General features: G+C 69.1%; 9 protein-coding genes. 3 read left to right on the top strand and 6 right to left on the bottom strand.

Going from position 1 to position 20,779, the window contains the following annotated elements; genetic code table 11:
• Positions 1 to 182 precede the first annotated feature (182 nt).
• Positions 183 to 539, top strand: coding sequence for a hypothetical protein (locus E5CHR_RS11375; protein WP_162579770.1), 357 nt, complete (start codon positions 183 to 185; stop codon positions 537 to 539).
• The gene (locus tag E5CHR_RS11370; RefSeq protein ID WP_162579769.1) at positions 536 to 865 is read left to right on the top strand and encodes a hypothetical protein; all 330 of its coding nucleotides are present in this window, start codon (positions 536 to 538) and stop codon (positions 863 to 865) included. Before E5CHR_RS11375 ends, E5CHR_RS11370 begins: the two co-directional genes overlap by 4 nt.
• Before the next feature lie 48 nt (positions 866 to 913).
• On the opposite strand, the gene E5CHR_RS11365 is transcribed toward E5CHR_RS11370, so the two are convergent.
• The 5 genes from E5CHR_RS11365 to E5CHR_RS11345 are packed head-to-tail and all read right to left on the bottom strand — an operon-like array spanning position 914 to position 17,966.
• Positions 914 to 3,010 carry an HlyD family efflux transporter periplasmic adaptor subunit gene (locus E5CHR_RS11365; RefSeq protein WP_162579768.1) on the bottom strand — a complete coding sequence of 699 codons (2,097 nt, stop codon included), beginning with the start codon at positions 3,008 to 3,010 and terminating at the stop codon, positions 914 to 916.
• A complete protein-coding gene (locus E5CHR_RS11360; RefSeq protein ID WP_162579767.1) occupies positions 3,004 to 4,356 on the bottom strand; it encodes a biotin/lipoyl-binding protein in 1,353 nt (450 codons plus the stop codon). Before E5CHR_RS11360 ends, E5CHR_RS11365 begins: the two co-directional genes overlap by 7 nt.
• 25 nt (positions 4,357 to 4,381) lie before the next feature.
• On the bottom strand, positions 4,382 to 5,179 hold the full coding sequence (locus E5CHR_RS11355; RefSeq protein ID WP_162579766.1) for an efflux RND transporter periplasmic adaptor subunit: 798 nt from the start codon (positions 5,177 to 5,179) through the stop codon (positions 4,382 to 4,384).
• The gene (locus E5CHR_RS11350; protein WP_162579765.1) at positions 5,176 to 7,083 is read right to left on the bottom strand and encodes a TolC family protein; all 1,908 of its coding nucleotides are present in this window, start codon (positions 7,081 to 7,083) and stop codon (positions 5,176 to 5,178) included. The genes E5CHR_RS11355 and E5CHR_RS11350 overlap by 4 nt, the downstream gene beginning before the upstream one ends.
• A 38-nt stretch (positions 7,084 to 7,121) precedes the next feature.
• Positions 7,122 to 17,966, bottom strand: coding sequence for a cadherin-like domain-containing protein (locus E5CHR_RS11345; protein WP_162579764.1), 10,845 nt, complete (start codon positions 17,964 to 17,966; stop codon positions 7,122 to 7,124).
• 421 nt (positions 17,967 to 18,387) lie between these two features.
• On the opposite strand from E5CHR_RS11345, the gene E5CHR_RS11340 reads away from it, so the two are divergent.
• A complete protein-coding gene (locus E5CHR_RS11340; RefSeq protein WP_162579763.1) occupies positions 18,388 to 18,759 on the top strand; it encodes a response regulator in 372 nt (123 codons plus the stop codon).
• A gap of 5 nt (positions 18,760 to 18,764) precedes the next feature.
• Here the strand turns inward: E5CHR_RS11340 and E5CHR_RS11335 are convergent, their stop codons facing one another.
• Entirely contained in the window at positions 18,765 to 20,744 is a 1,980-nt protein-coding gene (locus E5CHR_RS11335) for a hybrid sensor histidine kinase/response regulator (protein ID WP_162579762.1), read from the bottom strand.
• Positions 20,745 to 20,779: the final 35 nt, after the last annotated feature.

The raw sequence follows: 20,779 nt of genomic DNA, 5'->3' as shown, positions 1-20,779 counted from the left end.
CACCAATCTCCCAATGTGGATGGCGCCGCTCCTTCCCTTCGCGCGAGATTCTTATGCATTGTCAATTCGGTTGTGCGGCGTGGAGGGCGTGCCTACATTCACGCTCCAGACACACCCGCCACGGGTGCGTGCAGGCAAGGTCAGACGCCTGCCCTCTTGAACTTCTCAATCTTTCGCAACGCATGCACACGTCCCACATCGCACCCAGGAACGAAGCGCCCAATGGCGCCTTCCCGCAACCCCTCGAATTGCTTCGGCGCCTCGCGAACACGAGCCTGCCCATCCACGTCGTCGACCATGGCGAGATCGAGACCTTGAGGATCCTGAAACTGGCGGGCTCCATCAAGGCTGCGATTCCGGAAGCCGCACATCCCCCAGGCGGGCTGCATCGAAGCCCGCGGCAACTGCCGGCGAAGGTCGACGAGATCACCCGGCTGGGCAGAAAGCTGCTCGAGCGCTTTGCCGCCCCGTCTCCTGAAAGAACACTGGCCCGTTCGGCGGCGCGCTGCCTGCAGGCAGCGCACGCCCTTCGACCATGACCAGCGTCTTCGACCAGTCTCCCTCCGGCTGCTCCGCGCCCACAACCATGGATCTCCTGGACAAGGCGCTGGAGCAAGACAACCTGCGCGCCTGGGCACTTCGCCTGGGCCTGTCGGAAGAAGCATTGCGCACCGCGCGAAGCAGGGGTCGCCTGTCGCCCGTGATCGCGGGCGCGCTGGCCGAAGACCTTCATCTCGATCCGGCCCAGTGGATCGTGATCGCCGTGCTCGAGACCGAGCGCGACAGCGCTTGCAAGACCCGGATGGTCCAGCGCTTCAGGAAGTCGTGGCAGTGCCTGCGCGACCCGCGCGCGAACCGATCGTGACCGCCGGACGCAGGGGCGCGTGTTCGTCTCTCGGCGCGCGCACATGATTCAAAAGCCCGACTGCTGAATCACGACCGACAGCGCGTTGTCGATCCAATTGCGCGCAATGCTCTCGCGCGTGCCTTCGAAGTGCACTTTCACCTCGCGCACCGTGGCCAGCGGAGTGTCCGATTCGCCCTCGACCAGCACGCGGAACCACGCTTCCGCCGGCCTCAGTTCTGTCTTCGGCCGTGTCGGGTTGAGCGCGATGGGGCCGCCGTGATCCTTCGCCAACAGCATGTGCGGCAGGCGCTTGACGGGGTTGCTGTCGATGGCGCGGACCTGTCCTTCCAGCTTGCGCGTGCGCCCCTTCACGATGACCGTCGCCGTGCTGCCGCGCGCCAGGCGCTGCCGGTCGTGCTCGGGCACAAGCGCCTCGACACGCCAGCGCCGGCCGTCGACCACCATCGCGATGAGCTGCGAGGGCGCCACCCAGGTGCCCTGGCCCACCAGCGGATCGACGTCGCGCACTTCACCGGCTTGTGTGGCGACCAACTGCAGCCGGAGCAACTCGGCTTCACGCGCGCGGCGCTCGGCGTCCCAGCGGCTCGCCTGCTGTTCGGCCACGGCGAGTTGCGCCGCCGGGCCTTCGTCCAGGCCGAGCGCACCGCGCGCGGTGCGCGTGTAGGCCAGCGCGAGGACGCGTGCCTTGTCGCGCTCCTCGGCCTGGCTCGGCGCATCGAGCGTCAGCAGTTCGCGACCTGGCTGGACCTCAGCCCCGTCCGCGATGTCCAGTGCCCTCACGCGTGCCGCGAAGGGTGAATAGACCGGCTGCTCCGATCCGGCCTTGATCACGCCCGGCGCCGTGATGCCGGTGTGCCAAGGCAGCCAGAGCACCAGCCACGACGCCGCGGCGGCGAACAGCCATGCGAGCTTGCGCCGGCGCGGGATCTCGGCGCGGCGCCCACGCCACGCACGCAGTTCGGTCCATACCGGGCGGCCGACGAAGACGCCGATCTCGACGAAGAAGAGGAACACGCCGAGCGCCTTGAAGAAGGCGTGGTAGACCACCACCGCGATGCCGACGAACAGCACCAGCCGGTAGATCCAGGTGGCGAAGGCGAACGCGATCAGCAGGCGGCGAAAGCCGGGCGACAGGGTCTCCGGCAGCGGATCGTCCAGGCCGAGCAGCCAGCGCCGCAGAAAGTGCCTCGCCTGCTGCCCTGCGCGTTCGTGCAGGCCCGGAAAGTCGATCGCGTCGGCGAGCATGTAGTAGCCGTCGAAGCGCATGAAGGGACTGGCGTTGATGAGCAAGGTCATCACCCACGCGGTGGTGGCGAGGAAGAACAGCGCACTGCGCAGGTCGCCATCGGGCAGGAAGGCCCAGAGCAGGGTCGCCCACGCCGCCAGCACCAGCTCGGAAGCGATGCCCGCGGAGGCGATCGCGAAGCGATGGCGCGAACGCTCCAGCTTCCAGCTCTCGCCGGTGTCGGTGTAAGCCATGGGCCACATCACGAGCAGCGCCACGCCCATGTGGCCCACGCGAACGCCGAGCCTGGTGGAGACCAGCGCATGGCCCAGCTCATGCAGCAGCTTCGAGACGATCAGCGCGCCGGCGAAGCCCGCCACACCTTCCCAGCTCAGCGCGCCGCGCAGATTCGCTTCCACGGTGTCCCACTGCCGGGCTGCGAGCACCAGGCCTCCGCCAGCGGCAAGTGCGCTCAGGCCGGCGGACCAGCGCGTGAACAGCCAACCCACCCAGGGCAGGAGCCGCGCCAGCCACAACGCCGGCCGCACCAGCGGAATGCGGATGAAGAGGTAGTTGTTGAGCAGCCATCGCCAGATCGGCATCGGCGCCTTCTGGCGCGCTGCGCGCAGCAATTGATGGCGCTCCAGGAAACTGCGGAAACCGTCCACGTCGTCGGCCTCCGGCGCCAGCGTGGTGGCCTCCGCGACCTCGTGGGCGATACGTTGCGCATCGGCGAGGCGCCAGCGCTGCAGCATCTCGAACTCCAGCCAGCCGATGCGAAAGAAAAGATTGCGCACCGGATCGCAGATGTGCCAAGCGGGCGAACCGTCGCGGTTCGCGCCCGCCGCATGGATCTGCAGTTCTTCCCGCAGCGAAGGCCAGGGCGGGGGCACGGCGGCGGCGGCAGGGCTCAGCATCCGCACCACTCCCGCACGGCAGCAAAGGGGCGCCGGAACATCAGGTAGCCCAGCACGGTCCAGTCGCCCGACACGCGCGCCGTGCCGCGCAGCCCGATCCGGGTGACGGCGGCCGTCTCTTCGAGATGTCCGCGCAGCGGGTAGCTCGCAATCCCGTTCGGCGCTTCGACCGCCTGGTAGCCGGCGTAGTCGAGCCGCGCGGAGACGGGGTCGAGCGGCGCGACGCGCAGGAACAGCGTCATCGGCGCGCCTGGCGCGAGGTTGACCGCCTCGCTGACCGGTGCCCACGCCTGCACGCCGAGCGAGGCCGGATCGGCCAGCAGCCCCACGCGTTCACCCGTCTGCACCGGCCGCCCGGCCCAGTCGTCGGGATCGGAGTAGACGAACACCCCCCGGGCCGGCGCCTTGATCGACAGCTGCGCCACCTCGCGCTGCAGGCCGGCCACTTCGACCTCGCGCTCGCGCAGCTTGCCCTCGGCGAGGTTGAGCTCGGCCTTGGCGCTCTGCGATTCGATGGCGCGCTGAGAGGCCTGGTGCAGTTCGAGGCGCGCGCTGGCCAGTGCGGCCTGCGCGACGGCCAGCCGGTTGAAGAGCGTGGTGTCGTCGAGCTCGGCGAGCGTCTGCCCGGCCTCGACGGGTGTATTGGGACGCACCACCATGCGCTTGATGACGCCGTCGCGGGGCGAGGCGATCACCTGGCTGCGCAGGGAGACCACCTCGGCCTGCACCAGCGCGTATTCGCGCACGGGCACGAGCAGCAGCAGCGGAAGAAGGAGCAGCGACCAGCGCAGCGCCTTGCGGGCCCAGAGCCCTTGCCACAGCGCGCCGACGGAGCGCCGGCGGCCCGTCAGCGCCCACCAGGCATGCCCATAGGTCCCGGCAGCCTGCAGCAGCAGGTACTCGGGTGCCCCGGCGTCGAACTCGGCAGGCCACGGGTTTTCGCGGGCCAGCAACAGGACCGCCCGCACCCGGCCATCAGGCCCCGCGAGCGGCAATGCCCACACATGGTCGGGCAGCCAGTCGGCCCAGGAGGTGGCGAGCGCCGGCGGCAGCATCGCGGGCGCCAGCGCCAGCACCGGTGCCCCGGCGGGCAGCGCATCGAGCTGCGGCCGCAGATGGTCGCCCACTTCAGCGAGCCACAGCGCGTAGGGGGAATCCGGTTCGACATCGGCCAGCCCTGAATGGCCCACGAGCCGGGTGCGCCGCGCGCCGAAATAGCCAACGAGCGCCGCCTGCCGGTAGCTGGCGAGCGCATGGGTCTCGTTGCAGATGACGAAGGCGAGATCGGCTGCGCGCGTGGCCGCGCGCACCTTTGCGGCCAGCGCATGGAAGGCCAGGTCGGTCATGGCTTCTTTCCGCAGGGGGCGGGGCTCAACGCCGCACCGGCGCGCGAACCTGGCCGCTCATGCCGGGCAGCACCTGGCCGCTGGCGCTCGCGAGCTCGGTTTCTATCTCCACCGTCTGGCTCACCGCGTCGACGCGCCCGGCCACGCGCGTGACCTTGAGGCCACAGGCGCCGCCGGTCTCGTCGACCGTGCCTTCCAGGCGCTCGCCCGGCTTGAGCCAGGCCAGCCATTGCGAGGGCACGTTCATCCGCGCCTTGAGCGGACCGCTGCCGACGAGCTCCACCACCGGCGCGCCGGGATTCACGCCCTGCCCCACCTTGACATGCACGCGGGCCACCTTGCCCGCGAACGGAGCGACGAAGGCGCACTGGGCCAGCTGCGCGTCGAAGATGCGGATCTGGCTCTGCGCCTTGTTCACGTTGGCGGCAGCGAGCTCGACTTCGACCTCGGCCGCCGATTGCAGGCCCTGCAGCTTCATCTTGGCCTCGTACTGCACCCGCGCGGCCTCGGCTTCGGCCCGTGCCGCATCGCGCCGCGCCTGGATCTCGGCGCAATCGAAAGCGGCCAGCACCTGGCCTGCGCGCACGCTGTCTCCAAGCTGCACCGGCACCTTGGCGAAGCGGCCCGCGACCGACGCGGAGAGGATGCTTTCCTGCGATGCAACGACGAGGAAGCGCACCGGCGCGGCAGTGGGCGCGCCCTGCAGGGGCGCACGCGCCGGCACCGGTTCGGCAGCAGCCTGCTGGAGGCCGAGGCCGAGGCCGAGCCCGTGCACGCAGAGGAAGAGCGCAAGGAGACCGAGCGGCCTGGCGATCCTCTTCACGGCTTCTGCGCCACGGAGGCACCGCTGCGCGACAGGCGCCGCACGTCGGAGATCACCGACAGCGTCGCCGCCTCGGCGAAGGCGCCGAGCGCGCGTTCGGTCGGCGCGTTCGGCAGGAAGCTCGCATAGCGCTGCGACAGCAGTTGCCGGCCGCCGGGCTCGGAGAGCGTGACGCGCCATTGCGCGCGCGCCGTGGCGCGCGAATCCATGCGCTCGAATGCGAGCGTCAGCGCCAGCGCGTCGCCGCCCTGCGCGGTTTGCAGATCGTTGCGTGCCACGATGCGCTCGACCGCGCCGCGCACCGCGTCTTCGCTCACACCTTGCGGCAGGTTCTGAACGCGCACGACGATCGGCCGGCTCGCGGTCTGCACCGCGACGGTCTGCACGAAGGCCACTTTCTCGCCTTCGGCCAGGCTGTTGTCGATGGCCTTTGCCAAGGTCGGCAGGTCGGTGCCCGTCACGGTGTCGGGCAGGAGGTCGATGCCGACCGAATTGAGCACGCGCGCATAGGAGGCCTGGGTCGCGGCATAGGCGGTGGCCAGGTAGAAGCGCGAAACCAGCGCACGCGAATCGGTGCGCAGGGACTCGAGCTCGCTCTCGAGCCGATGGCTGCTGCCGGCGCGCGACACGCTCGCCAGGCGCTGGTCCACGCGGCTCGATTCGGCCGCGAGCTCCTGGTCCACCAGGGCCAGCTTGTAGCGCTCGACGGACACGCGCACCTGCGTGATCACGGCCATCGAAAGCGCGAGGCGGCGCGCCTCGTCGTTGCGCACCCGCGCTTCGTTGGTGCGCTTGATCGCCGGGATCGCGGCGAGGCGGAAGAGGTCCATCGAGACACTCACGCCGACATCGCTCCAGCTGTTGTTGTAGAGCAGGTCGTTGGAGTCGTAGCGCGGGCCCGCATACAGGTTGAGGCTGGGGAACAGCGCGGCGATCTGCTTCTTGGTCTCGTTGACGCCGACGCGGGACTTGTAGTCCTCCTCGCGCAGCTCGGGCCGATTTTCCAGCGCGGCGCGTTCGAGCTTGTCGATGTCGAGCGTGGCTGGAGCCAGCATGTCCACGGGGCCGTCGACCAGGGTGAACTCGGTGCCGGGCGGCAGGCTCATCAGCGCGGCGAGCTCGCGCTTGGCGAACTGCATTTCCTGCCGCTTGAGGTTGACCAGCGTCATCGCGTCCAGCAGCGCGCGCTGGTAAGCGAGGCCTTGCGCAGGCGGCAGAACGCCGGCGCGCTCGGCTTCACGCGACTTCGCAAGCGCATCCTCGATGCGGGTGGCGAGCTGGTCGGCGTCGGCGAGCAGCCGCTGCGCACCGAGCGCGCGCCAGTAGGCGTTGCGCACGTCCTGCACGATGTTCTGCAGGATCTTGCGGCGGCGTTCCTCGGCGATGTTCACCTCGTCGGCGGCCTGCTTGGCGCGGAAGTACGCCAGGCCGAAGTCGAGCGCGTTCCACGACAGCGTGGCGCGGCCGTAGTAGTGCGAGCGTTCCTCGGAGGTGGAGGGCCGCAGGCTCACCACGCGGTCCTCGATGCCGATGCTGGTGCCGCCCGAATCGTTGCTGCGGTCGTTGTAGCCGGCATCGGCCACCAGCTTGGGCAGCATGTCGGCGGCCGAGACGTCGAGCAGGCCGCGTGCGAGCGCGCTTTCCATCAGCTTGAGCCGGTAGTCGAGGTTGTACTTGAGCGCCCGCGCCAGCGCGTCGGAATAGCCGATGGGTGCCGCGACCGGCACCTGGTCCTTGTACATCTGCGCCTGGTCGCTGGCGACGCGCTGCGCCACCTCTTCCGGGGTCACCTGGACCGGATTGACGCTGCAGCCGGCGAGGAGGATGGCAACGGCGACTGCCGTCAGGCTGGCGACGCCGGGGAGTTTCGAGTGCTTCGATTGCTTCACTTTGGGGTCTCTCATGTCGGGTTTGGAAGATGGGTCCGAGGGAGCGCCTGCCATCACGAACGGGCTCCCGGCACCGTGACGCGCACGGCCTCGTGCTGCTGGACGCGAACGACGTCGCGCACGGTGCCGCGTTCGGCAGCACTCGCAGCGAGCCGGTCGGAGAAGGAACGCGCATCGGCCGGGCGCAGCGGGGTTTCGGCAGCGTGGGCTGAGGCCGGCAGGCGGATGATTTCCGCATGCGGTGCAAGCGCGTCGAGCGGCGCGGCGGAGGTCTTGGCCCCGGGCACCACGATGCGCTCGCCACCGCCCTGTGCAGGCACAGGCGCCTTTTCTTCCGGCGCGGCGAATAGAGGGAAGTCGCCGAACAGCGCATTGCCGCCACCCGGCAGGCCGGCAGCGAGTCCGCGCAGCGCCAGGCTCTGCCGCAGGTCCTCCAGCAGCCGAAGCGAGGCGGCCACGCCGTCGCGGCTGACGTGCTGGATGTTGCTCATGCCCTGGCCGATGCCGGACAGCGTGTCCTGCTCGAAAGCGCTGTACGACGCGCCTCCGGCCACGCGTGCCGCGATCGATGCCAGTGCCTCCTGGCTGACCCGCTGCGATTCCTGCACCGAGAACTGCACGAAGAGCGCGGGCGCCATGCCTTGCGAGATGACGCGCTGCTGCGACGGGTACTCGATCGGGAAGACCTGGTTGCCCTCGGGCGGGCGGAACTGCGAAGCGCCGCGGATCGTCACCACCAGCTGGGCGGTGCTCGTGCTGCCGTCCGCATCGGTGATGGTGTAGCTGAAGACCTCGGTCAGCGTCTGGCCGTCGCTGAGCGCGGCGACGCGCGAATTGCCGGTGTCCACCGCGTAGCTGTAGCCGCCATCCGCATTCATGCGCAGGCTGCCGTAGGCGCCGGCAAGTGCACCCCCGCCGATCACGCCGGAGCGCCCCTCGAAGGAGAAGGCGGTCACGGGCTCGGCCACGTAGTCGGCGCCGATGCGGTCGCCGACGTCGCCCGGTCCCCGGCCGTTCGGCCCGAACACGTTGCCGCCGACGGTGGAGGCGCCCGGCCGCGTGGTGTCGACCGCCGCGGCGTCGTCGTGCGCCGTGGGCACATCGTCGATCACCAGCACGCGCAGCGTGCCCGTGCGGGTGTCGCCGTCGCGGTCGCGCACGACGATGGCGATGTCGTCCGTCGTCTCGCCGCCCGCGTGCGCCTGCCGGTGCGTCAGGGTGTAGTTGTAGGTGATTTCGCCGCTTGCCGGGTCGTAGCCGGTAAGCGTAAGCAGGCCCTTGTCGGTGACGAGGGTGATCGGCGCGGCGCCGAGCTGCGCCAGCTGCGACGGCGTCAGCGTGGTACCGGCAACCTCGAGGTTGCCGAGCCCGTCCGGCGTGCGGATCACGAAGCGGCCGGTGGTGGTCTCGCTCGGGTCGCCGCCGTCATCCAATCCGCGTTCGCTGACGGTGGCCTCGCCGGCGCTGCCGGGGTCGTTGCCGTCGTCGACCCCCAGCGACACGCCGTCGTTGGCGCCCCCGAGGGTGATGATGATGGTGGCCGTCGAGGTGTCGCCGTCCGCGTCGGTGATGGTGTAGTTGACCGCCTCGGTCAACGTCTCGCCGGGCAGCAGATGCTGGACGGCCGGATTGGCGTTGTCCAGGGTGTACGTGTAGGTACCGTCGGCGTTGACGACGATGCTGCCGTAGGCGGTCGCGAGCGGTCTGCCCACGCTGCCCGACGTGCCGCCGAAGCCTACGCCGGTGACCGGCACGCCGTTGGCGTCATCGGCGCCGTTGGCATCGTTCGCCTTCACGTCGCCGCTCACGGTATTCGGCGTGGCGTCCTCGGTGATGCTGGCAGCATCGTTCGCCGCCACCGGCACGTCATCGACGATGCGCACCTGCAGCGTGCCCGTGCCCGCGCCGCCGCCTGCGTCGGTGACCTGCAGCGCGACGGGATCGAAGCTCTCGGCGGCGCCGGGCTGGCCGAGCGGGTTCTTGAGCGTGTAGGTGTAGCTCAGCTCGCCGGCGGTCGGCACGCCGCCGACCGTGCTGGTGGCCGTGAAGCCGGTGAGCACGAGCGTGCCCTCGCCGGTGTCGATGCTGCGCGGCGTGGTGCCGAGCGCCTGCAGTTCCGCGACCGTCAGCGTCGTGCCGCCGACGGTCACCGAAGTCATGCCGTCGGCCGCGCTGATGGCAATGGTGCCGTTGGTGGTCTCGCGCGAATCCACGCCGCCGGGGCCGTCGACCAGGCCGCTTTCATGCACCTCGGCCTGGCCGGCCGCGGCGCCGTTGCCGTCGATGGGAACGATCGCCGGCCCGCCCGGGTCGGTGCGGCCGTTGATGGTGAGGGTGAGCGTGGCGGTCGAGGTGTCGCCGTCGGCATCGACGATCGTGTAGCTCAGCGTCTCGGTCAGCGTCTCGCCGTCCTTGAGCGCGTTGACGAGGGCGTTGTCGTTGTCCAGCGTGTAGGTGTAGGTGCCGTCCGCGTTGACGACGATGCTGCCGTAGGCGGTGGCGAGCGGGCTGCCCAGCGTGCCCGCCGTGGCGCCGAAGCTGACGCCCGTGAGGGGCACGCCGTTGCCGTCGTCCGCGCCGTTGCGGTCGTTGGCCTTCACGTCGCCGCTGACCGTGTTCGTGCCCGCGTCTTCGTCGATGCTGTTCGTGTCGTTCGCCGCCAGCGGCACGTCGTCGACGATCAGCGCCGTGAGGGTGCCGTTGGCGACATCACCATCGCGGTCGGTCACGGTCAGCGCGAACGGGTCGACGACCTCGCCGCCGCTGTGGTCCTGCCGCTGCAGCAGCGTGTAGGTGTAGCTCACGTTGCCGGCGGTGGTGAGCGCGCCCACCGTACCGGTCGGCGTGAAGCCGGTGATGTTCAGCACGCCGTCGGCAGTCGTGATGACCAGCGGCGCGCCGGGGGTCGCGGCCTGCAGCTGTGCCAGCGTCAGGGCCGTGCCGTTGATGCCGATGCCGCTCAGGCCATCCGCGGCGGTGATCGCAAAGCTGCTGCCGCCCGTTTCGCTGGTGTCACCGGCGCTGGTGAGGCCGGCCTCGTTCACGCTCAGCTGGCCGGTCGCCGCACCGTTCTGGTCGTTCACCACGATGCCCGGAATGTCATCGCCCGGCCCGCCATCGGCAGCCCCGTTGATGGTGATCGTGAGCTGCGCGATGTCGGTGCCGCCCGCGCCGTCGGAGATGGTGTAGGTGTAGACCTCCGTCAGCGTCTCGCCGGCCGTCAGCGCCTGCACCCGCGGGTCGGCGTTGTTCAGCGTGTAGGTGTAGCTGCCGTCGGCATTGAGGACGACGCTGCCGTAGGTGCCCGCCAGCGGGCTGCCGACGCTGCCGGCGGTGCCGGTGCCGGCCTCGGTGCCGGTGCGCACGGCGCTCACGGTCAGCGTTGCGTTGTCGGGATCGGTGTCGCCCTGCCCTCCCAGGCGGCCGGTGACGACGTTGGCGCCGACCGAGGGCGTGTCCTCGACGATGCTGTGCGTGTCGTCGTTGGCCGTGGGCAGATCGTTCGCGGCAACGATGGTGAGCGTGCCGGTCAGCACGTTGCTGTCGAGCGCGGGGCCGCCCGCATCACCACCCGCCTGCACGTTGTTGCCGTCGTTGACGACGATGGTGTAGACCCGGTCCGGGTCGGCGCCGAAGTTGGTGGGGTTGTCGCCGGTGCTGCGGTACGACAGCGCATTCAGCACGCCCTGCACTTCGGCCAGCGTGGTGTCCGCATCGAACTGCACGACCAGCGGCGTGCCGTTGCCGCCGGAGACGATGGCACCGGCCGGCAGCGCGCCGTCCACCAGCAGCAGGTCGCCCGGCTGGTAGCCGTCGAGGCTGACGGTGACGCGGCCCGCGCCGAAGATGCCGGCGCCCAAGCCCGGTGTGGTGGCGAGGTCGAGATCGGACACACTGCCGCCGCCGAGCAGCGCGACCGGCGGGATGCTGACCCCGGTGCCGGTCTGCCCGTTCTCGACCGCATCGGCGTTGGTGGGCGTTCCCGCGAGCACCGGCGCGTCGTTGCGCGGCGCCACGGTGGTGGACAGCGTGTGCGTCACCGACCATGGGCTGGTGGGAGCGTCGACCGTGGCGCTGATGTCGCCCGCGCCTGCGACTACGGCGGTGTCGGACACGCGCACGGTCAAGGCGCCGGGCGTGCCGTTGTAGTTGGCGGCCGGCACGAAGCGCAGTTGCGCATCGGGCGCCAGCAGGACCGCGCTGCCGTCCGATGCACCCGCCGGCACCGCCGTCCAGCTCGTACCGCTGTCCGTCGAGTACTGCCAGGTGCCCTGTGCCGCGGTGGCGGCATTGCCGACGATCGCGATGCCGCCGAAGGGCGTGGCCGCATTGCCGCCGCCGGTGATGCCGGTCTGGTTGTCGGTGGCATCGGCGTAGCCGCCGCCGAACAGGCCGGCCGCGGTGGCTGCAGGCGCGGGCTGGCCCTGCTGGTCCTCCACGCCGGCAGTGAGCACGGCATCGGTCGCGGTGGGCCGGTCATTGACGTTGGCCACGCTGGTCGACAGCACGACTGTGCCCGCGCTGTAGACGGTGGTGCCGCCGTTGCCGGCGCCTGCGACGTTCACGGTCGAGCCGGATACCGGATCGGGCGTCGCGCTGTCGGCATTGGCATCGGTCTCGACAAGCCGAACCGTGAGCACGTTGGGCGTGCCGTGGAAGTTCGCGGCCGGCACGAAGCGCAGTTGGGCACTCGATGCGAGCACCAGCGCGCCGGCATCGCGGCGTGCGCCCACCGCTGTCCAGGTCGTGCCGTCCAGCGAGTACTGCCATTCGCCTTGCGCCGGATTCAACGCCAAGCCGGTGATTGCCACGCCGAAGAAGCCGTCGGACGCGCTGCCGCCGGTCGCGCCGGTGGCGCTGTTGTCGATCAGGTCGGCCGCATCGCTGAAGTGGCTGCCGAAGAGTGCAGCGACGGTGCTGCCGGCGGCCGCGTTGCCGGCGTCCTCGTTCACCGCCGGCAGGGTCTCGGCATTGCCGCCGACCACGACCGGAGCGTCGTTGAGCGGGTCGACCGTGACGCTGAACGTGCGGGTGGTGACCAGGTCGGCGGCCACGCCGTCCTGGTAGGCGAAGGTGCCGGTCGTGCTGTTGTCGCCCGGGGCCACCGTCGCTGGCCGCCCGCCCGTGTTGCCCTCGTCGTCGACCACCACGGTGACGGTGAAGGAACCGTTCCAGTCCGGCCGCCCCGCGACGCCGGGCGCGTCGGGCAGCTGCACGGCGATGGTGTTGATGCGGCTGTTGATCTCGGCCAGCGTGCCGGTGAGGGTGACCGAACGGCCGTCGCCCGCGATCACCGCGCTGCCGCCGCTGCCCGCGCCAATGCCGGTGATGGTGAAGCCGGCGGGTACCGACACGGTGGTGGTGAGGATGCTGGTGTCCAGCGCGTCCTGGTCGGTCACCGTGATGCCGGTGATGGTGACGCTGCCGCCGCCCTCCCCGGCATTCAGGTTGCCGGCCGCGATGTGCGCCGGATCGTTCACGGACGACGGGAACAAGCTGCGGTAGGTCGATGCGACGTTGCTCGCCAGTCCGCCCGGGGTGGCCGCGTAGGGGTTGATGGCCGTTGCCGGGGGGAGCACCGTGCCGTTGCCCGCGTTGTCGTTCTGGCCGCCGTCGGCGCCGGTCACCACGCCACCGCCGTCGCGCACGCGGTCGTCGGCAATGACCTCGACCCGGTAGCCCACGTCGCCGTTGGCCAGCTCGCCAGTCAGCGCGACGGCGAGGCCGTCCAGGTAGGCCTGCACCTGGGCTCGGGTGCCGCTGATGACCAGCGCGCTCCCGGTGCCGTCGTAAACGCCGTCGACCGTCACGCCCGAGCTGCCGGCGTTGCTCGAGGTGATGGTGACCTCGCCGTTGGTGCCGTCGTAGTAGGTGGCGGGCAAGGCATTGCCCGCGGCATCGGTGATGCGGAGGGTCAGCTGCAGGAAGTCGCTCTCGCCATCGGTCACGTCCGATGCGCCGCCGTTGCCGGCGATGTCGCCGTCGATGTCGACGTCACCGACCACGAAGCCGGGTACCGCGGTGGGCGTGGCGCCGCCGGTCAGGACGACGGGTGTACCCGGGGTGACGCCGCCGCCGAGCGAAACCGTGGGCGCATCGTTCACCGGCGCGATGGTCAGTGCGATGGTCACGTCAGGCGGGTTGTCGGCAACGCTGCCGGCACCCACGTCGCCGCCGATGCGCGAGCCGGCGTCGTCGAAGGAGACGGTGAGCGTCACGTCGCCGGCATCGCCGCCGTTGGTGTCGTGGTTCACATTGGCCGCGCTGCGGTAGGTGAGGCCCGTCGAGGTGCCGCTGTTGATCAGGGCCTGGATGTCGCTCGCACGGCCGGTGAGGACGAGCAGGCCGGTGTTGTCGCCCGTGACCGTGACCGCCTGGCCGCCGCCGGGCGTGACGCTGCCCTGCGCGCCGGCGCCGCCGATGCCGAGCGTGCCGCTGGGCACCGACAGCCGCACGGTGACCGGCGTGTCGAACGCGGCGGACTCGGGGTCGGCGACTACGAAGCCGCCACCGATGTAGGTCGCCTGGTCCTCGACCACGTTCGCGCTCGGCGGCGCCGTCAACGTCGCGGGGTCGTTGTCGCTCGAGGCCTGGATGCGCACCGACGCCGCCGAGAGATTGCCGGTGATGGCGCCGGCCGTCGGAACGCCGGCGCTGTACCAGTCGTACTCGGTCGCCGGGACGGCGATGCCGGCGGTGCCCGGCGGGACGGATTCGTTGACCGGGCCCCCGTTGGCACCGGCCTGGAGGGTACCGGCCGCGTCGCGCAGCCGGTCGTCCGCGATGACCTGCACCTGATAGACCGCGTCGCGGTCGTCGCCGAAGGTCACGGTCAGGCCGGCGAGGGCCGCGTTGACCTGCGCGCGAGTGCCGCGCAGCGTCAGGAAGTCGGCGGCGCCGTTCTTGTCGCCGTCGACCGTCACCCCTCCGAAGGACGTCGACCCGATGGTCACGCCCGCGTAGGCGCCGGCGTTGAAGGCGTTGCCGCCCGCATCGAGCAGGCGCACGGTGACCTGGACGAAATCACTCTCGCCTGCCGTCGGCGTGTCCATGTCGGAATCGGCCACGCTGAAGCCCGGCACCGGATTGTTGACGGCCGTCGCGCTGTCGATCGGGATCGGACCGGCCGGCCCCGTGACCACCGGCGCATCGTTGGCCGGCGTGACGTAGATCCAGAACTGGTTGCCGGGCTGCTCCTTGTCGCCATCGCCCAGGCTGAAGGTGAAGGAGTCGCTGGGCGGATTCGGATAGGTGGCACCGTCGGACTCGTCGCCGCCATGCAGGTAGTAGATGCGCCCGGCCCGCACGTCGGCTTCCGAGAAGGACGATCCGACACCCAGGCGCAGGAAGGTGACGCCGTCGGTCGAGTACGCGATGCTGCCGTGCGTCGTGGCTGCGGTGATGGTGTACTGAACCTGGGTCGTGCTGCTGTCGGTGTCGAAGGCCGACAGCATGGCCGTCGAGACCTGCGCGTAGCCGCCCTCCGCCACCGTCAGCGGGTTGTTGGCCGACGTCCCGGGGTCGGCCTGCGTCGGGTCCGGCGCAATCTGCGGCGCGTCGTTGACGTTGGTGATCTGGATGCCGACCGTTGCCGTGTTCGAGGTGGCGTTCCAGCGGTCGACCGCGCGCACGTCGAAGCTGGTGCTGCGCAGCTCCGAGCCGTCGCTCACGAAGCGCAGCCCGGTGGTGCCGGCGCTGCCGGTGATCAGCGCCGCATCGATGCGCTGGCCCGCACTCACGTTGAGCCAGTTCGTGCCGCCGTCGGTCGAATACTGCAGCGTGCCGCCAGGTGGCAGCGTCAGCACTTCGACCTGCAGCGCGCCGGCGCCGCTTGCCGCGTTGTCGAACGCGTAGTTGCTGCCGCCGCCGGGCAGCGTGGTCGAGGACTCGAGGTAGCTTTCGCTGGCGACGTCGTCCGGGTCGGTGATCTGCAGCTGCCCGGTCGTGATGTAGGCCGTGCCGCCTTCGGGGATGACCGTGTTCGACGAGCCGACCGTGACCGGCGCGTCGTTGACCGGCGTGATGAAGAAGGTGAAGCTGGTTTCCCAAGAATCCGAGGTCAGCCCGCCTGCGCCGTCATCGACGAGCACGCCGGCCGATGCGGAGAGCCGCACGCTCGACTCGAAGTCTTCGCTGGCGCCGTCGTGCTGGAAGCGGATGCTGCCCGCGTCGAGATCGGCCTGGGTGAAGGTGTCGTACACCCCCATGCTGATCCACGTCGAGCCGTTGAAGCGCTGCAGCACGCCGTTCCATGCGCCGCCGGTCACGCCGTCGAAGCCGAGGATGGTGTAGACCACCTGCTCGGCCGGCACGCCGTCGGCCGTGTAGCTCAGTCCTGGCGTGACGCTGAAATCGCTGCCGGTGCCGGCCAGGACGATGGTGCCGCCCTCGCTCAGGGTTCCGCGCGACACACCGCTGTCGTTGGTGCCTGCGTAGTTGGAGTCGGCGTGGGCGGTGGCGTTGTCCAGGGGCGGAAAGCTGCCGTTGTTTCCGGTGGGCGTCTCCACCAGGTTGATCGTGAAATTGAAACTGCGCAGGCTGTCGTCGTTGTAGTTGCCGGGCGTGCCGCCGTCGTCGTACTGGCCGCCGTCGCGCTCGACTCGCGTCCCGTCGGGGTTCCAGCGCACGCTGGTGGTGTTGTCGCGCACCTGGAACTGGAAGGCGTCGGTCTGGTTCGGCCCGGCGCCGGTCTGCTGCACGTACTGCACGCGCCCCGCCTTGACATCGGCAATGGTGAAGGTGCCGCCGTTCGGCAGCACCTGCCCGTCGAGCAGCAGGCGGCCTTGGTCGAGCAGGGCCTGCGAGGTCACGGCGATGGTCAGGCGATCGTCGCTCGAGTCGACATCGAAGGCATTCAGCATGGCCTCGGTCAGCGTCACCGTATAGGGCCCGCTGCCGTCGCCGGATGCGGTGACGGTGGCAACCAGGCTGCTCGCCGGGTCCAGCGTCGGGTCGTCGTCCGTGGGCTGGATGGTCAGCGCGATCGTCGCGTTGGTGGTCAGCGCGGCGCCGACGCCTGCGCCGCCGCCGCCGTCGCTGATTGCGACGCCGAAGCCGTCTGCGTACGGGTATGGGGTTGCGGGGTTGATGTCGCGGTTGCCGTTGTTGGCATAGGTCAGGCCGCCACGCGCCCCATAGGCGAAGACGAAGCCGGCATCGATGTCGGCCTGCGTCACCGCGCGGTTGGTGACAGCCTGGGACACGCCGCCGATGGCGACCGTGCCGGTGAAGAACAGCGTGCCATCGGTCGGCAGGCTGGTCAGCCGCACGGTGAGCGCCCCATCGGCATCGTCGCCGCCGCCTGCGGCGACGATGAAGTTGCCGACCACCGACGCCGGGTTGCCGCCGCCGTCGAGCGCATGGGCAGGCTGGCCTTCGAGGATGGTGCCCGAGCCGCTGACGGTCGGCGCCTGGTTGAGCGGCGTGACGTTGAGCGTGATGGCGGCTGTGTCGGACCGGTTCGAAGGCGTCGCGCCGTCGTTGATCTGCACCGCGAAGCCGTCCTGCGTGTTCTGGTCGGCGCCCGTGGCGGTATGGACATACACCACGCGGCCATCGATCACGTCCTGCTGCGTGAAGACCGCGCCGATGCCCAGGCGCGTGCCGTCGAGCGTGAGATACCCATGCACGGTGTCGGCCGTGAGGGCGTACACCACCTGGCTGGGCACCTGGGTACCGAGCGCCACTTCCGGATCGATCGCGTTCAGCGTCGCGACGGTCAGGACCGTGTTGCCGATCTCGTTGACGGACTGGGTCGCATCAGCCACCGATACGGGGTCGTTCGACGGCGTCACCGTCACGTCCAGCGCGCGTGTCGCGGTCAGCGCGGGTGCTTCCGAGTCGGTGACGGTGACCACGATGCGGGTGCTGGCCGCCGTGGTGCCGAGCTCGACATCGGCTGCGGCGAACACCAGCTGGTTCAGCCAGGCATTCGCCGCCGCCACGCTGCCGGTAAAGCTGTAGCCGCCGGCGATGCCGGTGACGCCGGTGGTGCTGGCAGAGGACAGCGTGCCCTTGGCCGGATCTTCGACCACCGCGGTGACGGTCACGTTGCCGGAGCCGTCGTCGGTGAGGGTCCAGCCGCTGAGCGTGCCGCGATCGGCGCCGGGTGCATTCAGGCTGCTCGGCTCCGCGACGACCAGGCGCGTCGCCGTGGTGCTGACCGTCGGCGCGGCCATCACGCCGTCGTAGTCGGTGTCCACGAAGCTGCGCGCCTCGATGTGCCCGGTGGCGGATTCGAGCGTCCAGTCCGCGCCGCGGGAGGCTGCGCCGGTGGCATCGGTGGACGAGGCCACGTCGGCGCCGGTCAGGCTGGCGAGCGCTTGCGAGAACTGCGCGCCATCGGCAGCGACGTCGCAGCCGTAGAGCAGGATGTCGGCGTCGGCGGTGAGGCTCGCGCCGATGGATCTCCAGGCCTCGGCCGAGCGCGCGAGGCCGGCTGCATCCACCTGCTCGTTGCCGAGGGTGATTTCGCCGGTGCTGCCGTGGCTCAGGATATGCAGCGCGGTGATGCCGGTGTCGCCACGAAGGGCGTCCGCGAGCTGCTGGACGCCCGAAGAGCGGCTGTCCAGCAGGATCAGTTCGGCCCCTTGCGGAACCGCAGCGGCGAGCTGCTGCCAGTTCGCGACGTTCTGGTCGACCACATAGACCTCGTGCGGCGCGCTCGGTGCGGGCTGCGCAGCGGGCGCCGCATCCGACGGGGCCGGTTCACGTTGCGGCGGTGCCGGATGCGCAGGCTCCGCGTGGTGTTGCGTTTCCGCCGGGGCGCTGGCCGCCTGGGGCGCGTCGGCCGCGTGTGTGGCTGCCTCGACGAAGGCAGCGCCGTCGAACAGCTGACGGCTCTCCAGCGCAAAGCGATGCGTGCGCGGGCGAAGGAAGTCGACCTTTGAATCTGGCATTTGGGCTTTCAGCTTTCGGGGGACGTTGGCATCGGATATGACTGGAGGCGCGTGAATGCACACGCGGCTGTCATCGGGGCGCAGGGCGGGTCAACGAAGGAATGCAAGCTCAACCACATCAATGGGCCCGGCGGGCGTTTTGCCTCTGCCGGAACCTTCCCACCCCTGAAGAAAAGCGCAGCCGAGTTGGCGGCAGCGAGAAGCGAGCGCGATGCTAAATGTGGCTAAGCAAAGTTACCGCTTGTATGTACACGAGTCGCAACGAGGCCTAGCTGGAGAGCACTTTCTGACTACAAGAAAATCTCAAGCATTGTCAATTCGATGGTTCAAGACGTTGGGAACGCCTACATTCCCGCCCGATGGGCCAGCGCTGCCTGTTCCACCGAAGCCGCCGGCAAGTGGCCCATTTGCGTGAGGTGACATGGAACGTTCAGTCTTCCTCGTCGAGGACAACCAGAGGATTCGTCAGCACTTGAGCTCGGCGCTGGAGGAGCTGATTTCCGCCCAGGTCGCCGGCACGGCGGAATCGGAGGCAGAAGCCTGCGAGTGGCTCGCCAGCCATCCTGCACAGTGGCAACTCGCCGTGGTGGATCTCTTCCTCAAGCAGGGCTCGGGCCTGGGGGTCCTGGCTTTTTGCGCGCGACGCGCTTCATCGCAGCGCGTCGTCATGCTCACCAACTTCGCCACCGCGGATACGCGCGCGCGATGCAGGCAACTCGGCGCAGATGCGATCTTCGACAAGTCGACGGAACTCGACGACTTCTTCCGCTACTGCGCGGATCGAACGGCGTAGACGAGCTACGGCCCCGTCTTTTTGTTTCGCGCCTGTTTTTCGATCACCTGCCGGACCTTGCGCGCAAGATCCTCGCGTGAATAGGGCTTGGTGAGGAGATCGACGCCGGGATCCAGCCGCCCGCCGTGGACGATGGCGTTCTGCGTGTAGCCGGACGTGAAGAGCACGGCAATGTCCGGAAGTCGCTCGCGGGCCTTGCGCGCAAGATCCGGGCTGCGCAGCGGTCCGGGCATGACGACGTCGGTGAAAAGAAGATCGATCTTGATGCCGCTTTGAATGATCGCCAGGGCGCTCTCTCCGTCGTGCGCCTTCAGCACCTGGTAGCCCAGTTCGGTCAACGTTTCCAGCACCGTCGCACAGACTTCTTCGTCGTCTTCCGCGACGAGCACGGTCTCCGTGCCGCCGCTCACGACACGTGCATCCGCGGGTGCCGGCAGGTCCTCGGCCTCTTGCGAGCGCGGCAGGTAGAGCTTGACTGTCGTGCCATGCCCCACCTCGCTGTAGATCTTCACATGCCCGTTGGACTGCTTCACGAAACCATAGACCATCGACAAGCCAAGTCCGGTGCCCTGGCCCTCCGGCTTGGTCGAGAAAAATGGCTCGAAGGCCTGGGCCATGATCTCCGGCGTCATCCCCGCGCCCGTATCGGAGACGGCGATCAGCACGTACTGCCCTGCCACGACATCGGCATTCACCCGGGCGTAGGCCTCGTCGAGAAAAGCGTTGCCGACTTCGATGGTGAGCTTGCCAACGCCATTCATCGCATCGCGGGCATTGATGGCCAGGTTGAGCAACGCGTTTTCGACCTGGACCACATCGACCGATGTGTTCCAAAGGCCGCCGGCGATCACGGTCTCGACTTCAACCGCCTCGCCCAGCGTGCGCCGATACAAGTCTGTCGTCGCGCCAAGCAAACGTCCGAGGTTGACGACCTTCGGCTCGAGCGGTTGGCGCCTGCCGAACGCAAGGAGCTGGCTGGCGAGCTTGGCCCCTCGCCGGATGCCCGCCAAAGCTCCTTGCACCCGGCGCTCGGCGCGCTCGTTTCCAGCGATGTCGCGGGAGAGCAGTTGCAGGTTCCCGGCGATCACCTGGAGCAAGTTGTTGAAGTCGTGCGCGACGCCGCCGGTCAATTTGCCGATGGCCTCCATCTTCTGCGCCTGCAGCAGGGCAAGCTCGGCCTTCTTCAGAGCAGCGGCTGCCTCCTGCTTCTCGGTGATGTCGCGGGTGATCTTGGCGTATCCGATCAGTTTGCCATCCGGGTCGGCGATGGGCTCGAGCAAGGCGCTGGCGATGAACCTGGAGCCGTCCTTGCGCAAGCGCCAGCCTTCATGCTCGAAGCGGCCTTGCGTGGCGGCCGTCTGCAAGGCTTCGTCCGGGAGGCCGCTTGCACGATCTTCCGGCGTGTAAAAGAGGGAGAAGTGCTGGCCCAGTACCTCTTCCTTTTCGTAACCCGTGATTCGCCGCGCGCCCGCATTCCAGTTCGTGACACGGCCCTGCGGGTCGAGCATGTAGATCGCGTAGTCCTTGACGCCCTGGACCAGCAAACGGAATTCCTGCTCGCTGCGTTGCAAGGCGTCGGCCGCCGCCTTGCGCTCGCTGATGTCCCGGGTGATCCTGGCGAAGCCCAGCAGCCGACCATCCTCGGCACGAATCGGGTCGATGACGGCACTGGCCCAGAAGCGCGAACCGTCCTTGCGAACTCTCCAACCCTCAACCTCGAACTTTCCATGTTCCGCTGCGGCCTTCAGTGCCCTTTCAGGCAAAGCTGCAGCCCGATCCTCGGCTGTATAGAAGCGCGAAAAGTGCTGCCCACGAATCTCGGCTTCGGAATACCCCTTGAACCGCTGGGCCCCCGCATTCCAGCTCACGACACGTCCATCGACGTCGAGCATGTAGATTGCATAGTCGTGAATCGCGGATACCAATAATTGGAAGCGGTGCAGATCAGACAGGTGGTCGTCGTTTGAAGAATTGACTTCGCTCATCCATTGATTGTGTCGCCTTTTCCATGTGTTTCCAG

It is taken from the genome of Variovorax sp. PBS-H4 (assembly GCF_901827205.1).
Lineage (GTDB): Bacteria > Pseudomonadota > Gammaproteobacteria > Burkholderiales > Burkholderiaceae_C > Variovorax.
The sequence above is the reverse complement of the archived record's forward strand: the minus strand, read 5'-3'. Positions and strand labels throughout refer to the sequence as shown.